Source organism: Methylomonas rapida, assembly GCF_024360925.2.
In the GTDB taxonomy this organism is placed as follows: Bacteria; Pseudomonadota; Gammaproteobacteria; order Methylococcales; family Methylomonadaceae; genus Methylomonas; species Methylomonas rapida.
The window spans coordinates 3,344,092-3,363,894 of the sequence record NZ_CP113517.1 but is presented as its reverse complement, the minus strand read 5'-3'; the positions used below and the strand labels follow the sequence as shown (position 1 = coordinate 3,363,894).

Annotated in this window: 17 protein-coding genes and 1 tRNA gene; 12 read left to right on the top strand and 6 right to left on the bottom strand. The window is 58.9% G+C overall.

Features of this window, described 5'->3' with window-relative positions:
* Positions 1–71 precede the first annotated feature (71 nt).
* Together NM686_RS15800 and NM686_RS15795 are read left to right on the top strand one after the other, a co-directional pair.
* Entirely contained in the window at positions 72–3,347 is a 3,276-nt protein-coding gene (locus NM686_RS15800) for an efflux RND transporter permease subunit (RefSeq protein WP_255188815.1), read from the top strand.
* Positions 3,344–4,435, top strand: a complete 1,092-nt coding sequence (locus NM686_RS15795) for an efflux RND transporter periplasmic adaptor subunit (RefSeq protein WP_255188814.1) — start codon at positions 3,344–3,346, stop codon at positions 4,433–4,435. The genes NM686_RS15800 and NM686_RS15795 overlap by 4 nt, the downstream gene beginning before the upstream one ends.
* Before the next feature lie 34 nt (positions 4,436–4,469).
* Here the strand turns inward: NM686_RS15795 and NM686_RS15790 are convergent, their stop codons facing one another.
* The 3 genes from NM686_RS15790 to NM686_RS15780 are packed head-to-tail and all read right to left on the bottom strand — an operon-like array spanning position 4,470 to position 7,558.
* Positions 4,470–5,534: an HlyD family secretion protein gene (locus NM686_RS15790; RefSeq protein ID WP_456238239.1), complete on the bottom strand. Its 1,065-nt coding sequence runs from the start codon at positions 5,532–5,534 to the stop codon at positions 4,470–4,472.
* A 19-nt stretch (positions 5,535–5,553) separates the two neighbouring features.
* On the bottom strand, positions 5,554–6,960 hold the full coding sequence (locus tag NM686_RS15785; RefSeq protein ID WP_255188813.1) for an efflux transporter outer membrane subunit: 1,407 nt from the start codon (positions 6,958–6,960) through the stop codon (positions 5,554–5,556).
* A complete protein-coding gene (locus NM686_RS15780; protein ID WP_255188812.1) occupies positions 6,950–7,558 on the bottom strand; it encodes a TetR/AcrR family transcriptional regulator in 609 nt (202 codons plus the stop codon). Before NM686_RS15780 ends, NM686_RS15785 begins: the two co-directional genes overlap by 11 nt.
* A gap of 86 nt (positions 7,559–7,644) precedes the next feature.
* On the opposite strand from NM686_RS15780, the gene NM686_RS15775 reads away from it, so the two are divergent.
* The 3 genes from NM686_RS15775 (at position 7,645) to NM686_RS15765 (ending at position 10,988) form a co-directional block, all read left to right on the top strand.
* Positions 7,645–8,670, top strand: coding sequence for an HlyD family secretion protein (locus NM686_RS15775; protein ID WP_255188811.1), 1,026 nt, complete (start codon positions 7,645–7,647; stop codon positions 8,668–8,670).
* A 5-nt stretch (positions 8,671–8,675) separates the two neighbouring features.
* Positions 8,676–10,265 carry a DHA2 family efflux MFS transporter permease subunit gene (locus tag NM686_RS15770; protein WP_255188810.1) on the top strand — a complete coding sequence of 530 codons (1,590 nt, stop codon included), beginning with the start codon at positions 8,676–8,678 and terminating at the stop codon, positions 10,263–10,265.
* A gap of 228 nt (positions 10,266–10,493) precedes the next feature.
* Positions 10,494–10,988, top strand: a complete 495-nt coding sequence (locus NM686_RS15765) for a cytochrome P460 family protein (protein WP_255188809.1) — start codon at positions 10,494–10,496, stop codon at positions 10,986–10,988.
* A 115-nt stretch (positions 10,989–11,103) separates the two neighbouring features.
* Here the strand turns inward: NM686_RS15765 and NM686_RS15760 are convergent, their stop codons facing one another.
* Positions 11,104–12,054, bottom strand: a complete 951-nt coding sequence (locus NM686_RS15760) for a histone deacetylase family protein (RefSeq protein WP_255188808.1) — start codon at positions 12,052–12,054, stop codon at positions 11,104–11,106.
* A 118-nt stretch (positions 12,055–12,172) separates the two neighbouring features.
* Between NM686_RS15760 and NM686_RS15755 the strand changes: the two genes are divergently transcribed.
* Positions 12,173–12,613 (top strand): NUDIX domain-containing protein, encoded by a 441-nt coding sequence (locus NM686_RS15755; RefSeq protein WP_255188807.1) that lies wholly within the window; start codon positions 12,173–12,175, stop codon positions 12,611–12,613.
* 3 nt (positions 12,614–12,616) lie between these two features.
* On the opposite strand, the gene hypE is transcribed toward NM686_RS15755, so the two are convergent.
* Entirely contained in the window at positions 12,617–13,642 is a 1,026-nt protein-coding gene (hypE, locus tag NM686_RS15750; protein WP_255188806.1) for a hydrogenase expression/formation protein HypE, read from the bottom strand.
* 114 nt (positions 13,643–13,756) lie between these two features.
* Between hypE and NM686_RS15745 the strand changes: the two genes are divergently transcribed.
* From NM686_RS15745 to hypF, 5 genes are all read left to right on the top strand, one after another.
* Positions 13,757–13,993, top strand: a complete 237-nt coding sequence (locus NM686_RS15745) for a HypC/HybG/HupF family hydrogenase formation chaperone (protein WP_255188805.1) — start codon at positions 13,757–13,759, stop codon at positions 13,991–13,993.
* Positions 13,959–14,348 carry a hydrogenase maturation nickel metallochaperone HypA gene (hypA, locus tag NM686_RS15740; RefSeq protein WP_255188804.1) on the top strand — a complete coding sequence of 130 codons (390 nt, stop codon included), beginning with the start codon at positions 13,959–13,961 and terminating at the stop codon, positions 14,346–14,348. The genes NM686_RS15745 and hypA overlap by 35 nt, the downstream gene beginning before the upstream one ends.
* 19 nt (positions 14,349–14,367) lie before the next feature.
* Positions 14,368–15,207: a hydrogenase nickel incorporation protein HypB gene (hypB, locus tag NM686_RS15735; protein ID WP_255188803.1), complete on the top strand. Its 840-nt coding sequence runs from the start codon at positions 14,368–14,370 to the stop codon at positions 15,205–15,207.
* Positions 15,208–15,255: 48 nt separating this feature from the next.
* Entirely contained in the window at positions 15,256–16,371 is a 1,116-nt protein-coding gene (hypD, locus tag NM686_RS15730) for a hydrogenase formation protein HypD (protein WP_255188802.1), read from the top strand.
* A 112-nt stretch (positions 16,372–16,483) separates the two neighbouring features.
* Complete coding sequence (hypF, locus tag NM686_RS15725) at positions 16,484–18,730, top strand: carbamoyltransferase HypF (RefSeq protein WP_255188801.1); 2,247 nt, start codon at positions 16,484–16,486, stop codon at positions 18,728–18,730.
* A 37-nt stretch (positions 18,731–18,767) separates the two neighbouring features.
* Here the strand turns inward: hypF and NM686_RS15720 are convergent.
* Positions 18,768–18,843, bottom strand: a tRNA-Phe gene (locus NM686_RS15720).
* A gap of 142 nt (positions 18,844–18,985) precedes the next feature.
* Here NM686_RS15720 and NM686_RS15715 point away from each other — a divergent pair.
* On the top strand, positions 18,986–19,798 hold the full coding sequence (locus tag NM686_RS15715; protein WP_255188800.1) for an HAD-IIA family hydrolase: 813 nt from the start codon (positions 18,986–18,988) through the stop codon (positions 19,796–19,798).
* Positions 19,799–19,803: the final 5 nt, after the last annotated feature.

Sequence of the window (19,803 nt, the reverse complement as noted above, 5' to 3'; positions counted from 1 at the left end):
TGGTGCTTTGTATTCGCGCTCGTTCGCGTTTATAGTTGGTTCGTGATCAGCAAACCAGGACTGAGCCTGCCGTGTCGACGACTCCAGAAGTGCCATTCACCCATCCCTTCGATCGTTTAGTCGCTTACGCCTTGCGCGGTGGCCTGCCGGTACTGTTTTTCGCGTTGTCTCTGGCTTTGGGCGCCATCGCGCTGATGTTTACCCCGCGCGAAGAGGAACCGCAGATCGTGGTGCCGATGGCCAACGTCATCGTGTCGGCGCCGGGGCTGTCTGCGCAGCAGATCGAAAAGCAGATCACGCTACGCCTGGAAAAATTGCTGACACAGATCAGCGGCGTCGAGCATGTCTATTCGCGCTCGGCCAACGGCCAGGCCATCGTCACGTTGCGGTTTTTCGTCGGCGAGGACCGCGAAGATTCGCTGCTGAACACCTATAACAAGCTGTATTCCAACCAAGATCAAATTCCGGCCGCCGTCACGGCTTGGCAGGTCAAGCCGGCCGAGGTGGACGACGTGCCCATCGTGCTGGCTGCGCTATGGAGCAGGGCGCCGGAATTGTACGACGATTACGAACTGCGCCGCTTCGCCCACGAAATCGCCGTGCAACTGCAGCAAATCGCCGACACCAATCAGATCAGCGTGGTCGGCGGCCGCGCCCGTAGTGTCAATGTGATGTTGAATCCTGCCAGCATGGCCTCGCGGAATACGTCCGCGCTGGACATCGCGCGGGCGGTGCAGAAAGCCAATCAATTGCATGGCGCCGGCATCGTCTCGGCCGATAATCAGGCGATACGCCTGGAAGCCGGCGACTTCGTGCGTTCGGCCGAAGCGTTGCGAGGCTTGGTCGTCAATACCGTGGACGGCATACCGGTCTATTTGCGCGATGTGGCCGAAGTCAGCGATGGCCCCGAGGAACCCGAAAGCTACAGCTGGCTCAGTTTCGCCGCCGGGCATCCACTGGCGGCGCAGTACCGGGTCGACTACCCGATGGTGACCATTGCGGTCGCCAAAAAGCGCGGCGCCAACGCGGTGGCGGTGGCCGAAAACCTGCATGAACGCCTCGCCCAATTGCAGCAGGAATTGTTACCCCCCGAAGTGAAACTGGAAATCTTGCGCGACTACGGCCAGACCGCCAATGATAAGGTCAATAACCTGACTTCGAGCCTGGCCTTTGCGATCGTCACGGTGGTGTTGTTCATCGGCATCTTTCTGGGTTGGCGGCCGGCCTTGGTGGTCGGCTTGGCGATTCCGGTCTGTTATGGCGCAACCCTGGCGTTGGACATGTTTTTCGGCTACACGATCAACCGCGTCACGCTGTTCGCGTTGATTTTGGCGTTGGGCTTGTTGGTAGACGACCCGATCACCGGCATAGACAACATCGAGCGCTTCATGCGCATCGGCCAGGGCAGCCTGAACCAGCGCATCATCGCCGCGATGGCCGAGATTCGTACCGCGCTGTTGATGTCGACCGTCACAATCATTTTGGCCTTCATTCCGCTGGCCTTCATCACCGGCATGATGGGGCCGTACATGGCGCCGATGGCCTTCAACGTGCCGGTGGCGGTGATCTTGTCGACGGTCACGGCCTTCATCGTGACGCCATGGATGTCCGGCAAGGCCTTGAAACCGGCAGCGGCAACGGAGGAGGGCGCTGGCGGGCCCAGCTTCTACGCAAGGCTGATAGAACCCTGCATCGCCAGTCGCAAGGCCGCCTGGATGCTGATAATCGTGATGCTGACCTTGTTCGTTTTGACGGCTCTGATGCCGGTGCTGCGCATGGTGCCGTTGAAATTGCTGCCGTTCGACAACAAGAACGAAATGCAGATCATCGTCGACATGCCGGAGGGCAGCACGCTGGAACAAACCGCGGCCACCACCCGCTCGGCGGCAGCGCTGGCGGCGCGCCTGCCGGAAGTCAATGCGATCGCGGCTTTCGTCGGCGTGCCGTCGCCGATCGATTTCAACGGCCTGGTGCGGCAGTACGACTACCGCATCGCGCCACATCTGGCCGACATTCGTTTGACGCTGGCGCCCAAGGAACTGCGCGAGCACCAATCCCATGCGGTATTGCTCCGGCTTCGGGCCTTGCTGGCGCCGCTGAATAGCGGCGGTGTGTCGGTCAAGGTGGTCGAAGTGCCGCCCGGACCGCCGGTCATCAGCACTTTGGTCGCCGAAATCTACGGCGGTACGCTGACGCCCTACCAAAAGCAGCGCGATGCCGCCGCCGCGGTGATGGCAAGGCTGGCCCAGGAGCCTTTCGTGGTCGACATCGATTCCAGCGTCGAGCAACCGCAAACGCGCTGGCGTTTCGAAGCCGACAAGGAAAAGGCCGCATTGGCTGGCATCTCCACCGAGAATCTGGCCTTGAATCTGGGGCTGGCTAATCACGGCCACGTCGCCGGCTTCTTGAATCTGGAACGGGAAATCTGGCCCGTGCCCATCCGTTTGAGACTGCCTTTGAGCGTACGCAGCAGCCAGCACGATTTTGGCGTACTGCCGGTCAAGCCGGACCTGAATCCGGACGCTCGGCCATTGATGCTGGCCGAACTCGGTGAATTCGTCGAGTCGAAAACCGATCTGCCTGTTTTTCATAAGGATTTGCAGCCGGTCGTCTATGTGATGGCTGAGCTGGAAGGCCGCACGCCGGCCGAAGTCATCGCCGACGTCGGCGCCGATCTGAACGGTAACGACGACCAGGCGCCGGCCTGGGATGCGCGCACCTTCCTGAATTCCGGTGGCGGCCTGCCTTGGCATTTGCCGGATGACATCCGCCTGGAATGGGGCGGCGAGGGCGAATGGAAAATCACCGTCGACGTGTTTCGCGACATGGGCCTGGCCTTTGCGTTCGCGTTGGTCGGTATTTTCTTCGTGCTCAGGGTGCAAACCGCCTCGACGACGCTGTCCTTGATCATCATGTCGGCCATTCCACTGACCGTGATCGGCGTCATGCCGGGTTTTTGGCTGCTGAACCAGTTCGGCGAGCGCGTCATCAACGGCAGTCCCGATCCGGTGTTGTTCACCGCGACGGCGATGATAGGCATGATCGCGTTGGCCGGCATCGTGGTCAGAAATTCGCTGATCCTGATCGAGTTCATCGTGCAGGCCAGAAACGAAGGGCTGGATTTGAAGGACGCCTTGCGTCAGGCCGGCACCATCAGGATGCGGCCGGTCATGCTGACGGCCGGCACCACCTTGCTGGGTAATATCGTCATCGTGCTAGATCCGGTCTTCAGCGGATTGGCCATTGCGATCATCTTCGGGATACTGGCGTCGACCTTGTTTACCTTGTTCGTCGTCCCAGCCGTTTATTATTTGATTTACGCAAAAAGCGAGTTGCCCACATCATGATGCTGACCGATACTCAAAGAACCGTGGCGCTGTCCGCGCTGACGCTGCTGATTTTGCTGTTGATGATCCTGTGGATGGCCGGTGCCTTTCAAAGCAAGATCAAGCCGGGCACGCTGGCGGGCCAGTCGGCTTATCAAGGCCCGACACTGACCGTCGAGCGGCTCAGCGTGCCGATTGTTGAAACCGCCGCCGGCACCATCGAAGCCAAACAGGCCGGCGATATCGGCGCCCAGGTCCAGGCCCGCATCAAGGCCATTCATGTCAAGGCTGGCGACACGGTCAAGGCTGGTGATTTGTTGATCACGCTGGACGACGACACCATGGCCGCCCGCACCCAGCAGGCTAAAGCCAGCATTAATTCACTGAATGCCCGGTTGGGCGCGGCGGAGGCGCATTACCGCCGCACGCAGCAATTATTTGCCAAGGAGGCCGCGACCCAAGCGGATCTCGACGTGGCCAAGGGCGACTATGAAAGCCTGAAATCGCAGAAAGCTGCCGCCCAATCGCAACTGAAGGAAGCCGGCCATACCCTGGATTTCACTCATATTAGGGCGACGTATCCGGCGCGCGTCATAGATCGATATGCCGAACCCGGCGAGATAGCCTATCCCGGCAAGAAACTGTTGACCTTGTACGATCCGGCGGTGTTGCGCATCGAAGCCTATATCCGCGAATCGGTCGCGGTCGGCCTGAAGCTCGGGCAAAGGCTGGAAGCCGAGGTCGATGCGCTAAAACTGACCCTGCCGGCGACGATTGCGGGAATCGTCCCCGCCGCCCAACCCGACGCGCGCAATGTGCTGATCAAGCTGCGCCTGGAAAACCGGCCCGGCCTGTATCCGGGCTTGTTCGTTCGCTTGCGGATTCCGCAAGGCGAGGAACAGGCCGTCGCGATCCCCTTGAATTATGTGCACCAGGTAGGGCAGCTGGATGTGGTATGGCTCGTCAACAACGGCCAAATCGAACGCCGCTTCGTGCGCTTGGGCCGGCCGCTGGCGGATGGCTACGTCAAGATCGTGTCGGGTTTGTCGGGTGGCGAGCAGTTGGTTCCGCCCGAGAGGGTGCTGCCGGCCGTTGCTCACCCTAAATGAAGATCGCCGCGCGGGATTGACGGAATTCTTGGGCTTATTGCGGCAGCTTGACTTCGAGTTCGGGCGGCCAGGGCTGCACGGTGTCGAGCTTGACGTAGGCCATGCCGGGGACGCCGGTCTTGACTTGCTCGATGTGTTTTTTCAACAAGCCGGGATCGATGCGGGCGCGCACTCTGAACATCAACTTTTGCCTTTCGCTTTCGGTTTCGACGGTCTTGGGCGTGAACTGGGCGACGCTGGCGACGAAACTGGCCTTGGCCGGAATCACGTAACCCGGCAGCGCGTCGAATATCAGGCGCACGTCGCTGCCGATCGCGACCTTGCCGGCGGCTTCGGTTGGCAGGAAAAAAGTCATATAAACGTCGGACAAGTCCACCATGTTCAATACCCGGCCGCCGGCGTCCAGCACTTCGCCGGGTTCGGCGACGCGGTATTGTATGCGGCCATCGCGCGGCGCCTTTAGCAGGCTGTCTTCGATGTCGGCATCCAGTCTGACTACCGTGGCCTTGTAGGCCTCTATGGTCGATTGCGCTTCGATGAGCTGGGCGGCCGCGGCTTCGATGCCGGCGCTGGCGGCGGCGACCTGGGCGATGGCGGTGCTGATGGCCGCCTGCATGCCCAACACCCGGGCCTGATTGTCGTCGACTTCCTGTTGCGGCGTGGCGCCTTCGCCGACCAGGCGTTCGGAACGCCGCAAGCGTTTCGTGGCGGCGTCCAGTTCCGCGCGGCGCTGGGCGACCACGGCTTGCGCGGCGGTCTGTTCGCTTTTGCGTTGAGCGACGATGGCCTTGGCGGCTTGATAGGCGTTTTCGGCCTGGCGCACCTTGGCCCTGGCTTCCGTGCGTTGGGCTTCCAGGACCTGCGTGTCCATTTTGGCCAAGATAGAACCTGCGGAGACGAAGTCGCCTTCGCGCGCCAGGATTTCGACGATACGGCCCGGTGTCTTGGTGGCGATGTCGATCTCGGTGGCCTCGATGCGACCGTTGCCGGCGACGATGCCGGCCGGCAGGCCGTTTGGGTGCAAGCTCCACCAGAGAGTAAAAGCCGCGGCCGCGATCAAGCCGACGAATAGCAGCGTGGATGGCATATGTCTCGGCACCGTCGCGTCTCCTTACGATTTAGGATTTTTCTTGCGCCGCATTGGCGCCGCCGCCCATGGATTTATAAACCGCGATCAGATGAGTCGAGGTGGCGGCTTCGGAGCGGGCCAGTTCGATCTCGGCCAGATACAAGGCCCGCTGTGCGTCCAGAACATCCAGAAACGAGATGACGCCTTCATGATAACGCAACTGCGACAAGCGCACCGATTCCTGCATGTCCGCCACCGAACGCGCCAGGCTTTGCCGGCGGATTTCTTCCTTCAGATAATGCGTCAGCGCGGTCTCGGTGTCCTGCAAGGCGGCGAGCACGGCTTTTTGATAGGCCAGATAGGCCTCTTTTTGTTTGGCCTCGGCCAGATCGATGCCGGCTTGAATCTTGCCGAAATTCAACAATGGCTGCATCAGGTTGGCGGCGGTGCCGTAGGAAAACGACGCCGATTTGAACAGCGTTTCGATGTCGGTATTGCGCAGCCCCAAAAAGGCCGACAACGAAATTTTCGGGAACAACTCGGCAATCGCCGCCCCTTGCATCGCGGTGGCCGCCGCCAATTGCCGTTCGACGACGTGGATGTCCGGACGGTTGCGGATGGTTTCGGCCGGCGAGGTCAAAAGTTGTTGGGCCGGTGCCTGGGGCAAGGGGGAATCTGTCGCAAGTTCCTCGCTCAAGGTACCGGGTTGTTGGCCGAGCAAGACTTCCAATTGCCGCTGTGCCGCGATTTGCGCGGCCTCCAAGGCTGGAATCTGTGCCTCGGTGGCCTCGGTTTGGGCGCGGGCGCGCACCACATCATGGCGGGTGCCGACGCCTTCGTTGAAGAGTTTTTCGGTCAGTGACAGGGTGTGGCGTTGGGATTCCAGATTGCCGCGAGTGATGTGCAATTGCCGTTGCAGGCTGCGGTAATCGATGTAGTTGCGGGCGACTTCCGCCGTCAATATCACCAGCGCTTGCCGATATTCTTGGTTGGCGCCATCCAGATCCGCGCTGGCGGCTTCCAGCCGGCGCCGCTGGCGGCCGAACAGATCGATTTCCCACAAGGCGTCGAAACCTATCTCGAACAAATCGTATTTAATGCCGGACGCCAGGCCGGGAAACGGATTCTCTTGCCGCTGCACGCCGGCAGTGGCGTTGACGCTCGGAAACAGTTCCGCGCGGTTGCCGCGACGTTCCGCGCGGGCCTCTTCGATACGCGCCAGCGCCATCTTGACGTCCAGGTTGTTGGCCAGCGCCCGGTTCATCAAGCTGTCCAGGCCGGCATCGTTGAAATTCTTCCACCAGCTTTTCAGGGTTTCCGGGTCCAGGTTTGCCTGGGAAGAAACGTTGGCTTGCCAATGATCCGGCACTGCCGGTGTTTCCTGATGATAGTCCGGCCCCAGCATGCAGCCGCTAAGGCCACCCATCACTAGCAATCCAGCAAGCTTAGATTTCATAACCGTGACCTCTTAAAAACAATGTTACCGCAGCGTCGATCAACTGGCGTTTTTCCGATGCGTCAAGGCCGGCTTGCAACCCCATCAGGCAGCGAAAATGCCTTTCGCCTTTCAGCATGTCCAGGAACAAATGGCTGGAGGTATCCAGGTCGGTGACGTCCAGAATGCCGCGCGCCTTCAGTTCGCCGAGATAGCTGGCCATGCGTTGCATGATCGGATCGACGGCGGAACGGTAAACCAGCTGACCCAGTTCGGCAAAGTGTAGCTGTTCGGCGATGATCAGGCGATAAAGCTTTAGCGCCTCGTCGGCATAAGTCAGATCGATGAACGCAGCGGCTATCGCGCTCAGGCCTGCCACCGGGTCGCTGGTTTCGGTGTGTACGTTGCTGAGCGTGCCAAGCAGATGTTGGCATTCGTAGTCTATCACCGCGGCAAACAGGTCCGGTTTGCTGTGAAAATGATTATATAGCGTAGGCTTGGATACCGGCGCCGCTTCGGCGATGGCTTCCATGCTGGCACCGGCGTAGCCGTGGCTGATGAAGGCCTGCCGGGCGGCGGTCAGTATGGCTTGACGTTTTGGGTTTTGGGTTTTGTTCATTTTAGGCGGGCTGAAAATAACGGTTGCATCCGGATAGGTTTGCTGAGTAGACTAAACTACACCGTTTAGTTAAGCAAGAGTCGTCCATGTCTTTCCCGCCGTCAGGTAAAAAAATCTTCATCGTCATTCTGCTGCTGGCCATTGGCGCGGCCGGGTTCCTGTATTGGTTGAAAGCCGTGCATCCTTATGAAAGTACCGATAACGCCTATTTGAAAGCCCATATCAGTTTGATCAGCCCGAAGGAAACCGGTTATGTCAAACAGGTGTTGTTCGAAGATAATCAGAGCGTCTCGCCCGGTGAGCTGTTGGTGGTCATAGACGATCACGATTTTCAGGCCAGGGTGGCGCAAGCCGAAGCCCAAGTGCAAGCCGAAACGGCCCGCATAGAGACACTGGAAACCGACAAACGCACGCAGCACGCCAAGATCAGGCAAGAGGCGGCCAACATTCATGCCGCCGAAGCCGATCTGGAGCGCGCTGCCAAGGATTTGCAGCGCTTCGGCAATCTGGCGGAAGAGGGGGCGGTATCGGCGCAAACCCGCGACACAGCCGACTCCGCGCACAGGCAAGCCGCCGCATTGAAGGACAAAGTGCTGTCTGCCCGAACCGAAGCGGAAAGCCATTTGGCGGCGCTGGATGCGCAAATCAACGAAACCCGCGCCCGCCTGAAAGCCGCGCAAGCTGTTTTGGAGCTGGCGCGCATCGATCTGGACAATACCCGCATCACCGCATCGATCAATGGCGTGATCGGCAATCGCAGCGTGCAGGTCGGCCAATTGGTGCAGCCGGGGCAGGTTTTGGGATATTTGATTCCGATCGACGGCCTGTTCATCGAGGCCAATTTCAAGGAAACCCAGATCGCCGAGATGCAGCCGGGGCAAGCAGTGGAAATCGAGGTGGACGCCTATCCCGACCAGATTTTTAACGGCGTCGTCGACAGCTTTGCGCCGGCCTCGGGTTCGGAATTCAGTCTGTTGCCGCCGGAAAACGCCACCGGCAATTTCACCAAGATCGTGCGCCGGGTGCCGGTAAAAATCCGTTTCGATGCGGGCAGCGACTTGAGCCGCTTGCGGCCGGGGCTATCGACCGTCCTCAAGGTCAAGGTACGGTAAACGGCATGACGGCGAATACTGAGCCAGCTTTGTCGGCGAGCGCGGAGCAGGCGCACACGGTCACGACCGAGCAATGGATAGGCTTTTTCGCGATGGTGTTCGGCATCTTCATGGCGATTCTGGACATCCAGATCGTCGCCAGTTCGCTGGAACAAATTCAAGCAGGCCTGTCGGCAACGGCGGATGAAATCACCTGGGTGCAGACCGCTTATCTGGTGGCCGAGGTGGTGATCATTCCATTATCCGGCTGGCTGGCGCGGGCATTTTCCACCCGCATTCTGTTCGTGCTGTCTTGCAGCGGTTTTACGCTGATGAGTCTGTGCTGCGTGTTCGCCTGGAATCTGCCGTCCATGGTGGTGTTCCGGGCGTTTCAGGGCGTGTTCGGCGGCGCGATGATTCCAACGGTGTTCGCGGTGATCTACACCTTGTTTCCGCGCCACTTGCAGCCGGCGATGGTGATCGTGGTCGGCATGGTGGTGATGATCGCGCCGACCGCCGGCCCTGTGCTGGGCGGTTATCTGACCGAAGTGTCGTCCTGGAAAACCCTGTTTCTGGTGAATCTCGTGCCGGGAATTTTGGTGTGCCTGGCGACCTGGAAATTCGTGCGGGTCGATGAGCCGAATTGGGATTTACTCGACAAGATCGATTTTCTCGGCATCGTTTACATCGTGATCTTCCTCGGCAGCCTGCAATACGTGCTGGAAGAGGGCGTGCGCGAGCAATGGTTCGAGAGCCGGGAGATCGTGTTTTTCAGCCTGGTCGCGGCGCTGTCGGGCTTTGCGATGTTCTACCGGGAATTGACCATAGAACATCCCATCGTCGATCTATGGGCCTTCCGCAACCGCAATTTCGCGGTCGGTTGTACGCTGGGCTTCGTGCTCGGCATCGGTTTGTTCACCTTGATGTTTTTGATGCCGGTCTATCTGGCCAGCGTCAAGGGTTTGAACAGCTTGCAAATCGGCCAATACATCATGGTGACTGGTTTGTTTCAGTTTTTGTCCGCCTTCGTCGCCGGGCCCTTGGCCAAACGCATCGATTCCCGGTTGATGCTGGCGCTGGGCTTGTCCGGTTTTGCGTTCGGTTGCTGGATCAACGGCAATTTGACGCAGGAATCGGGCTACTGGGAGTTTTTCTGGCCGCAGGCGATTCGCGGGTTTTCGTTGATGTTTTGTTTTTTGCCGATCAATTCGCTGGCCTTGGGCACCTTGCCGCCGGACGAAGTCAAAAACGCCAGCGGGCTTTACAATCTGACCCGCAACCTGGGCGGGGCGATAGGCCTGGCGCTGGCGAACACCCTGATGACGCATCTGAACAAACTACATTACGCGGTGCTGCGCGAGCATGTGACGCCCGGCTCGCCGCAGGCGCAAACCCTGCTGGCCGGCCTGCGCCAGCGTCTGGCCGCCGCCGGCGCGCCCGATCCCGAGACGGCCGCGTTGAAGCAAGTTTACGGACTGTTGATGCGCGAAGCCGAAGTGATGACTCTGAACACCCTGTTTCATACCCTGGCGCTGATCTTTGCACTGGCTTTGCTGCTGATGCCGTGGGTGAGTAAAGTGTCGGCCGAAGCTGCGGAAGCGGCGGCGGGGCATTGATGGAATGAGCGGCTTGTTGCTGGCTGTCGACCGAAGTGATTCAATGGAGTTTAACTGGTTCCCACGGTCCGCCGTGGGAACGGATGGGGTCTGAAAGTCCGGTAGGCATTCCCACGCGTGAGCGTGGGAACGAGGAAAAATGTCTATTTCCGTTAGCAGAGGTGGCATTTAGCCGTTAAAATCCCCAGCGCTGTAGTAAACATTTTGCGAACGCTTACGGAGGAAGACATGAAATTCAACGCTATGACTGGCGCCTTATTGGGTGCGCTGTTATTGACTTTAAGCAATGCCTACGCGGAAACACCGGCTGCGAAAGCCGACAAACCCGTGCACGGTGAATACAGAGATTGGCGCGTGCTGGGTGTATCCCATCGCACCGAAAAAAATACCCTGCGCGCCATCGTTGGTAACGACAAGGCGATAGAAGCGGCCCGCGGCGGCAAGATCAATCCGTGGCCGGATGGCGCCGTCATCGGCAAAATCGTCTGGAAGGAAAGGCCGCATCCGAATTGGCCGTCCGCGATCGTGCCGGGCGAATTCAGTGCCGCCGAAGCGATGATCAAGGACAGCAAGAAATTTCCGGAAACTGGCGGCTGGGGTTTTGGTCACTGGGAAGGCGACAAGTTGGTGATGAACAGCAAGGAAAAATCCGCCGAATGCTTTGCCTGCCATACCGCGGTCAAAGACGCCGATTACGTGTTCACGATTCCAGCCCTGCCATAATTCAGCGGGTTTCCGCGGGAGGAAGCCTAAACGCTTCCTCCCGCGGATTCCAATTGCGCAAACGGAAAAAGCTAAAGCTTTTTCACTCCAGTACCACGGCGTGCAATCGCTTCAGCTATTGCTCATTCGCAAGCTGCAAGCCTGCCAATACCCCGATATGCGCGGCCACACTGGCCGCCAATGCTTTCAAGTTGTAACCGCCTTCCAGGGTGGAAATGATATGGCCTTCACAACAGTCCAGGGCAATCTCCAACAGTTGCTCGGTGACCCAGCGATAATCATCTTCAACCAGGCGCAGGGAGGCCAAGGGATCGTCTTTGTGGGCGTCGAAGCCGGCCGAGATCAGGATCAATTGCGGTCTGAATTTCCGGACGGCCGGCAGGATGATGTCAGCGTATTTGGCTCGGAATACATCGCCATCGGTGCCGGCCGGCAGTGGCACATTGACGATGTTGCCAACACCGTTTTCCAGCGGATGTCCACTGCCTGGATAGTGTGGCCATTGATGGCTGGACGCATATAGCACTTGCGGTTGTTCGTAGAATGCCGCCTGAGTGCCATTACCATGGTGTACGTCAAAATCCACGATGGCAATGCGCTCGAGTTGGTAATGCCGGCGGGCGTATTCCGCGGCGATGGCGATGTTGTTGAACAGGCAGAACCCCATCGGATAACCCGGCATCGCGTGATGACCCGGTGGCCGCACCGCGCAAAAGGCCGTATCGGCTTGCCCCGCGCAGATTTTATCGACCGCCTCGCAGATCGCTCCTACCGCGCGCAAGGCCGCTGATTTAGAGCCCGGTGACGCCACAGTATCCGCGTCGAAATAGGTCAGATCGTGGCTGGGGATGCCGGACAATACCCGGTTGATCATGGCCGGCGTATGGATCAAGGCCAGTTTGCCTTCGACGTCGTCTGGAATCGGCGCTTGTACGCGCTGTAAGTGGGTAAATTCGGTCGTGCTCAAGGCCTGTTCAATCGCCCGCAATCGCGCCGCGCACTCGGGATGGCCGGGGCCGGTATCGTGATCGAGAAAATCCGCATGGCTGTAGAAAAGCGACTTCATGAGCACCTCCTGGTGGAAGGTTATGGTAATGATCGGTCGGCAATCTGGCTGAGTGGCTGGTTTAACGTCGGGCTAGCCGGTAAAATCCTGTCGCTTAAACTCAAACCTCAGGATTGTCATGGCCAAACCCGTTACCCCCTTGCTCGCCGCCGATATTTTGATCCAATTGCTCGATCTTCCGCAACGACCGTTTGTGTTGATCGAACGCGCGTTTCCGCCCTATGGCTGGGCTGTACCCGGTGGGTTCGTCGATGTCGGCGAAACCGTCGAACGTGCCGCGATTCGCGAAGCCAAGGAAGAAACCGGACTGGGCGTGAACTTGACCGCCTTGCTGGGGATTTATTCCAATCCGAAACGCGACCCGCGTAATCACACCGTCACCGCGGTTTATGTCGGCGAGGCGCACGGCATGCCGCTGGCCGCCGACGACGCCAAAAACTGCGGCTTGTTTACCTTTGACAATATGCCCGAACAATTGGCGTTTGATCACGCCCAGGTGCTGGCGGATTTCCGTCGTTATCTGGAAACCGGCCAGGTCACGCCTTTGCGCTGCGAATAAACATTAGCAAATACGCGGCAGCGGATCGTCTTCCAGTTCTTGCAGTATGCGCTCGCCGCCGATGTCGGTTTCCAGGATCACCATGGCTTTGCCGCTCTCGATCGAGCCGATAATGGCCGCGTCGTGATAGCCCAGGCCGTGTAAACATTCCATGGCTTGGTTGGCGGAGGCTTGCTCTACCACCGCGACGACCCGGCCTTCGCAGGCCAGATACAAAGGATCATAGCCCAAAATGTCGCACACCATCCGCACCGGGTCTTGTACCGGGATGCTGGCCTGTTGCAGGCGAACACTGTGGCCGGTGGCATGGGCGATTTCATGCGCCACCGTCGCCAGTCCGCCACGGGTCGGGTCGCGCAGGAAGCGCAAGCCGGGGATGTCGCATAGGGCTTGCGTGATCGGCAAGACACTGGCGGAATCCGATTGCAGCTCGCCGGACAAGCCAAATTGCTCGCGGGCCAATAATACCGCGGTGCCATGATCGCCTACCGAGCCGCTGACCAGAATCGTGTCGCCGGGGCGAATCCGGTCCAGGCCCAGTTTCAAAGTGCGGGGGCGGATGCCGATACCGGTGACGGCGAAATAGATGCCGCCGCCCTGGCCGCGGCGTAGCACCTTGGTATCGCCGGCCACGACCTTGACCTCGCTTTCCCGGCAAGCCGCCGCCATGCTGGCCAGCACGCGATCCAGCAAAGCCACTTCCAGGCCTTCCTCGATGAAGGCGTTCAGACTCAGATAACGGGGCAGGGCGCCGGAGACGGCCAAATCATTGATCGTGCCATGCACCGCCAGACTGCCGATATTGCCGCCCGGAAACTCCAGCGGCTCGACCGTGAAGCCGTCCGTCGTCATCATCAGCTCGCCTTCGTCGGTCGACAGCGGCAAATCGGCAGCATCGACCTGGGTATTCAAGTGTTCATTGGCCAGATGGCGGGCAAATAACGATGCGATCAATTCGCGCATCAGGCGGCCGCCGTTGCCGTGCGCCAGTGCGATGTGAGTGTCGGGAAATACGGAAGATAAAGTCATGATTACAGGTAGGTAATGATTTTTAGCTACCGATTATAATGAGCTGGCGGTAAACTTGAACTTTATTCGCCGCACGCCCCTGTTTCACATTCCAGCCAAAGGACGTCATTTGTCATGTGCCTAGCCATTCCGATGCAGATCAGCCATATCGAGGGCCATCAGGCGCGTTGTACCGCCAAGGGCGTGCAGCGTGAAGCCAGTTTGTTTTTATTGCAGGACGAAGAGGTCAAGGTTGGCGATTACGTGTTGATTCACGTAGGTTATGCGATTCAGAAAATCAGCGAGGCCGAGGCTCAATCGTCGTGGGAATTGTTCGATGAGTGGTTTGCACAGGACGCAGCCAGTGCATGAACTGTCGCTGTGTCAGGATTTGCTGGAACAGGTCATCGCCATCGCAAGGGCGCATCAGGCGGAAAAAGTGGTGCGCGTCATCGTGAACATTGGGCCGCTGGCGGGCGTCGAACCCTTGTTGCTGGAGAGCGCATTCAGCGTCAGTTGCGAAGGCACGCTGGCCGAAGGCGCGGAGTTGGTGACGGCTCTACAAGCGATACGCGTCTATTGCGATGTGTGCGGCCTGGAGTCGGAAGCGACGGCCAGCGATCTCAGTTGTCGCCACTGCGGCGATTTTGCTACCCGGTTGTTGAGCGGCGACGAATTGATCTTGGCGCGGGTCGAATTGGAAAGCGTCGAAGAAGTACGGCATTGAATTTGAGGGGAGTTTGACCATGTGTAATACCTGTGGCTGTAATGTAACGTCGGGTAACCGGCATTTATTGTTTACCGCGCCGGCACAAAAACCGGTATCTGCCGTGACCGTGCTGAGCAATTTGCTCAAGCACAACGATGCCCATGCCGAGCAGAATCGGGCCAGGCTCGATGCGCAGGGCGTGCTGGCCATCAACTTGATGTCGTCGCCGGGTTCCGGCAAGACCGCGTTGCTGGAAGCCACCATTCAGCGGCTCAAGGATAGCTTGAACATCGGCGTGATAGAAGGCGACCTGGAAACCGAGAACGACGCCGACCGTATTCGCGCCCAGGGCGTGCCGGCCCATCAAATCACCACCGGCACGGCCTGTCATCTGGATGCGCATTTGCTGGGACCGGCGCTCGATCATTTCGATTTGTCCAAGCTCGATCTGTTGTTCATCGAAAACGTCGGTAATCTGGTGTGCCCGGCCAGTTTCGATTTGGGTCATCACCGTAACGTTACCTTGCTGTCGGTGACGGAAGGCGACGACAAGCCGGCCAAATATCCGGTGATGTTCCGCGCTGCCGATTTGATGCTGATCACCAAGATTGATCTGTTGCCGCATCTGGACGATTTCTCGCCGGAACGGGCGGAGCTGTGTCAACGCAAGTTGGCCAGCAGCGCGCCGGTTTTTAACCTGTCCAGCCGCTCGGGGCAAGGCATGGAGGCTTGGCTGGAATGGCTGCAACATGAAGTGGCCGAACATAAACAGCGGGTCAAAAACGGGCAAACGCTGCGTCCCAGGGTGCAGCAGGATGGGCAAAGCCTGCATGACCCGGCGTCGCAGCCGCGTTTCCGTCCGGTTGTCAGGGTTTGATGATGCAAGGCTTGAACGGACTTTTTGGGATCGGCAGACTCATGGTTAATGATGCATAGCGCACAACACTGGCTGGAAAAAATTCGCGCGCTGCCGCTGCCGGAACGGGTGCGCTTGATGAACGTTTGCGGCGGGCATGAACGCTCGATTTCGATGGCCGGTTTGCGCAAAGCCCTGCCGGGACAAATCGAACTGATCCCCGGCCCCGGCTGTCCGGTCTGCGTGTGCCCGGAGCAAGATATTTATCAAGCCATTCATTTGGCGTTGAACGAAGACATCGTGCTGCTGAGTTTCGGCGATATGCTGCGGGTACCGGTCAATGTATCCAAAAAAGCCATTCGTTCGCTGGAACAAGCCAAGGCGGCCGGTGCCGACGTGCGACCAATCGCCTCGCCGTTGGAAGCGGTCAAGATAGCCCGTGCCGAACCGCACAAGACCGTGGTGTTCTTCGTCGCCGGGTTCGAGACCACCTGCGCGCCGGTAGCGGGCATGATCGCTGAGGGCATGCCCGACAATCTATTGCTGCTGATGAGTGGCCGCCTGACCTGGCCTGCGGTGTCTATGCTGCTGGAGTCCGAGCAACCCGGCTTCGATGCGTTGATTGCGCCGGGTCATGTTTCTACCGTGATGGGGTCGGAAGAATGGCAATTTGTCGTCGATAAACATCAAATTCCGGCGGCTATCGCCGGTTTCACGCCGGAGAGCCTGTTGGCCGCGACGTATTCGGTGTTGCGGCAACTGATAGAGAACAGGCCTTTTCTGGATAATTGTTATCCCGAGGTGGTCAAGCCTAATGGCAATCCCAAAGCCAAGGCCTTGTTGGCGCAAACCTTGGCCGTGGTCGATGCACCGTGGCGCGGCATTGGGGTGATTCCGGCTTCCGGTTTCGAGCTCAAGCCGGATTACGACAGCCACAACGCCAGACTGCGTTTTCCGGATGCCTCCAGCCAGGCCCGCGAACATGTCGGTGAAATGCCGCCCGGCTGCGATTGCGCGCGGGTGGTGTTGGGCAAAATCAAACCGCTGGATTGCCGCATTTACGGCACGGCCTGCACGCCGCGCACCCCGGTTGGTCCGTGCATGGTGTCGGACGAAGGCGCCTGCCGCATCTGGTGGGCAAGTGGTATGCGCAAGGAAACCGCGCAAGTCGTTCCAATGGACTAAGGATTTGGTTTCAATAACGCCCCAGTATATTCCCCTCACCCTAACCCTCTCCCAGAGGGCGAGGGGATATTTTGTCAGTTATTGATGGCCTAATTTTAACGAATTTATCGCGGTGCACGCTGTTCATATCGTCATCATCGGCCGCGTGCAGGGCGTGGGATTTAGGCCTTTTGTCAGCCGCTTGGCCCATGAATTGAACCTGACGGGCTGGGTGCGCAATCGTAGCGGCCGGGTCGAGATTCATGCCCAAGGTAGTGCCCAGTCTTTGCGTTGTTTCGAACGGGAGCTGATTCGGCGCGCGCCGCCATTGGCGCAACCGGAAACGCCAACGGTAGCGATCGTCGAGCTTGCCGACTACCCGGATTTCAGGATTTTGGCCAGTGCCGCCGATGAAACCACCGACGCGCATATCCCGCCCGATTATTTCGTTTGCGACGATTGCCTCGCGGAGATGCAAGACCCCGCCGAGCGCCGTTACCGTTACCCCTTCATCAATTGTACCCAATGCGGTCCGCGCTATACGCTGATCGATGGCTTGCCTTACGACAGGCCCAACACCGCGATGGCGGACTTTCCGCTATGCCCGGCTTGCCAGGCAGAATACAGCAATCCTAACGACCGCCGTTATCATGCCCAGCCGCTGGCGTGTGCTCGTTGCGGTCCGGGATTGCTGTTCCGCCGGCTGGGATTTGTTGACCAAACCGGCAATGAAGCCGCATTGGCCGCTTGTTCGGTGGCGTTGCGCGCGGGTTTGCTGGTCGCGGTCAAGGGGGTAGGCGGTTATCATCTTTTGTGCGATGCCGCCCAGTCAGAACCGGTAAGGCGACTGCGTTTGCAAAAGGCCAGGCCGGACAAGCCCCTGGCGGTGCTGGTGCCCTGGCGCGGCGACGATGGTTTGGCGGTCGTCGATACCCTGGCGGAGCTGGAGCCCGACGAGCGCGCGTTGCTGCGTTCGCCGCTGCGGCCCATCGTGTTAGGCAGGAAGCGCTTGCCATCGCCGCTGGTCGACGAGATTGCGCCCGATTTGGCGGAATGGGGGCTGATGTTGCCTTACAGCCCGTTGCATCATTTGCTGATCAATGATTTTGGCAAACCCTTGGTGGCGACGTCCGCGAATATCAGCGGCGAGCCGGTGCTGACCGACGGCGAGGAAGTCGAAAGCCGGCTGGCGCGGGTGGCGGATGCGTTTTTGCATCACGACCGGCCGATTTTAAGGCCGGCGGACGACTCGGTTTATCGCCGCATCGCCGGCAAACCCAGGCCGATACGCCTGGGCCGTGGCACGGCGCCGCTGGAATTGGCTGTGCCGTTCAGTTTCGGGCAGCCCTTATTGGCGGTCGGCGCTGATTTGAAAAATACCGTGGCGTTGGGGTTCGGGCGGCGCTTGGTGGTATCGCCGCATATCGGCAATCTGGGGTCGCCGCGCAGCGAGCAGGTGTTCACGCAAGTCATCGCCGATTTGCAAAGGCTGTACGGCGTTCGACCTGAGGCTGTGGTTTGCGATGCGCATCCTGGCTATCATGCCACGCGCTGGGCCAGGCAGGCGGGATTGCCGGTGATACCGGTTTTTCATCATTATGCCCATGCTTCGGCGCTGGTGGGTGAGCACGGCGTACAAGATCCCATGCTGGTGTTCACTTGGGATGGCACCGGTTACGGCGAGGATGGCACGATTTGGGGCGGTGAAACCTTGCTGGGTGCGCCCGGTAGTTGGCTGCGGGTAGGGACTTTAAAGACATTTCGATTGCCGGGAGGCGAGAAAGCCAGTCGCGAACCCTGGCGGTGCGCGTTGGCGGTCTGCTGGGAAGCGGGCCTGGAGTGGCAAGTGGGATTGCCCGATGCCGCTTTGCTGAAAAGCGCGCTGGAAAAAGGCGTCAACAGCCCGCTGACCAGTTCTGTTGGCAGATTGTTCGATGCGGCAGCGGCGTTGATGGGCATCGGATGCTATTCCAGCTACGAAGGCCATGCCGCGATGCGGCTGGAAGCCATTAGCCGCGCCGATGTACCGGGGCTGGATTTGCCCTTGTCGTTCAACGGCGCCGGTATCCTGGTGACGGACTGGCGCCCGTTGCTGCCGATGCTGACGAACCCAGCATTGAGTAAAGCCGAGCGGGGAGGGGCGTTTCATGCCAGTCTGGCAAGAGCCATCGTCGATCAGGCGCAGCATTTGCGCGAGATTCATGGCGTTGTCAACGTCGGTTTGACGGGCGGCGTATTCCAAAACCGCTTGTTGACCGAGTTGGCGCAAGGTGAATTGATCGAGCAGGGCTTTAGCGTTTATCTGTCCGAACGATTACCCGCTGGCGACGGCGCTATCAGTTTCGGACAATTGATTGAGGCTGCTGGGAAGGGGAAATAAAAAAGGCTTTGCATTGCGGCAAGGCCTTTGAAATTCATGGTGCCCAAGGACAGAATCGAACTGTCGACACGAGGATTTTCAGTCCTCTGCTCTACCGACTGAGCTACCTGGGCTTGCTCAAGAGCCGCTTATTAAACAAGGTTATCGCCTTCAAGTCAAGCAATAAAATTGAATGGCTATTGGCCGGGTAGACAGGTGCTGGGCTTTATGCAATTCTTTGCGACTGTTTTTTGCGGGTTGAGCCTGGTTTTGGATATGCAAGCATTCAGTGATATTAGCGGTTTGATCATCGATATGGATGGTGTGTTGTGGCACGGCGATCAGGCGCAAGCCGGGTTGAGCGAGTTTTTTCAGACTTTGCGCGATTTGCGTCTACCGTTCGTGCTGGCGACCAATAACGCCAGTCTGAGTGCCGAGCAATACGTCGCAAAACTGGCGAAGATGCGGGTGAGAGTCGAGCTTGGTGAAATTCTGACTTCCGGCATGGCGACCGCTTTATATCTGGCTGAGCGCTACCAACCGGAAACGACACGCGTGTTCGTGATCGGAGGTGTCGGCGCGCGCCAACCCTTGCTGGATTTGGGTTTTATCTTGACCGGTTTGGACGATATCGAGGGCGATAGACGCGCGCATTTGGTCGTCAGTGGTTTGGACAAGGACTTGAGCTGGGACAAGCTCTGTACGGCGGCTTTGAATATTCAAGCTGGCGCACATTTTTACGGCACCAATGGCGACGTGACCTTGCCCAGCGAGCGCGGCTTTTTGCCGGGCAATGGCGCGACGCTGGCGGCCTTGAGCGCCGCGACCGGCGTTACACCCACCCTCATCGGCAAGCCGGAACCGATCATTTATCAACAAGCCTTGGCTTTACTGGGTGTTGAACCGGAACGCGTGATAGCCATCGGCGATAGGCTGGATACCGATATTCTGGGCGCGGTGCGAGCGGGCACACGGAGCGTGTTGGTATTGTCGGGTATTTCCAAGGAAAGCGACATTGCCTCGCTCGATTACGCGCCCACCTGGGTGATGCAAGATATTCAGGCCTTGACCCGGGCCTTGCTGATATAAATAAG

What these genes read in the sequence shown, in the direction of transcription:
- NM686_RS15795 (WP_255188814.1), top strand. Translation starts at nt 3,344, where the DNA reads ATGATGCTGACCGATACTCAAAGAACCGTGGCGCTGTCCGCGCTGACG.
- NM686_RS15785 (WP_255188813.1), bottom strand. Translation starts at nt 6,960, where the DNA reads ATGAAATCTAAGCTTGCTGGATTGCTAGTGATGGGTGGCCTTAGCGGC.
- NM686_RS15780 (WP_255188812.1), bottom strand. Translation starts at nt 7,558, where the DNA reads ATGAACAAAACCCAAAACCCAAAACGTCAAGCCATACTGACCGCCGCC.
- NM686_RS15775 (WP_255188811.1), top strand. Translation starts at nt 7,645, where the DNA reads ATGTCTTTCCCGCCGTCAGGTAAAAAAATCTTCATCGTCATTCTGCTG.
- NM686_RS15770 (WP_255188810.1), top strand. Translation starts at nt 8,676, where the DNA reads ATGACGGCGAATACTGAGCCAGCTTTGTCGGCGAGCGCGGAGCAGGCG.
- NM686_RS15765 (WP_255188809.1), top strand. Translation starts at nt 10,494, where the DNA reads ATGAAATTCAACGCTATGACTGGCGCCTTATTGGGTGCGCTGTTATTG.
- NM686_RS15760 (WP_255188808.1), bottom strand. Translation starts at nt 12,054, where the DNA reads ATGAAGTCGCTTTTCTACAGCCATGCGGATTTTCTCGATCACGATACC.
- NM686_RS15755 (WP_255188807.1), top strand. Translation starts at nt 12,173, where the DNA reads ATGGCCAAACCCGTTACCCCCTTGCTCGCCGCCGATATTTTGATCCAA.
- hypE (WP_255188806.1), bottom strand. Translation starts at nt 13,642, where the DNA reads ATGACTTTATCTTCCGTATTTCCCGACACTCACATCGCACTGGCGCAC.
- NM686_RS15745 (WP_255188805.1), top strand. Translation starts at nt 13,757, where the DNA reads ATGTGCCTAGCCATTCCGATGCAGATCAGCCATATCGAGGGCCATCAG.
- hypA (WP_255188804.1), top strand. Translation starts at nt 13,959, where the DNA reads ATGAGTGGTTTGCACAGGACGCAGCCAGTGCATGAACTGTCGCTGTGT.
- hypB (WP_255188803.1), top strand. Translation starts at nt 14,368, where the DNA reads ATGTGTAATACCTGTGGCTGTAATGTAACGTCGGGTAACCGGCATTTA.
- hypD (WP_255188802.1), top strand. Translation starts at nt 15,256, where the DNA reads ATGATGCATAGCGCACAACACTGGCTGGAAAAAATTCGCGCGCTGCCG.
- NM686_RS15715 (WP_255188800.1), top strand. Translation starts at nt 18,986, where the DNA reads ATGCAAGCATTCAGTGATATTAGCGGTTTGATCATCGATATGGATGGT.